The 266-nt window shown below is 69.5% G+C and carries 1 protein-coding gene; it reads right to left on the reverse strand.

The genetic code is table 11. The features are described from left to right. A partial coding sequence (locus HA630_RS01085) for a hypothetical protein (protein ID WP_208299901.1) occupies positions 1-266 on the reverse strand: 266 nt, incomplete at both ends.

Here is a 266-nt window from a genome sequence, read left to right on the forward strand (position 1 = left end):
GACAGGTCGCGCAGCTGGTGGGCGGCCACCCCGGTGAGCAGTTCCAGCTCGTCGGACCAGTCCAGGGCACCGCTGTCCAGGCTCCATTCCCAATGTCCCAGACCCGCCACCCGGCGCACCGCCGCCTCGCGCAGACGGCTGCGGCGCACCTCGCGGTTGAGGTGCCCGGTACGCAGGGCGTAGCGGACGCGCTCGGTCAACAGCGGCCAGTTGATGGGTTTGGTGATGAAGTCGGTGGCCCCGGCGTTGAAGGCCATCTCGATCGA

It is taken from the genome of Aquabacterium sp. A08, from assembly GCF_011742065.1.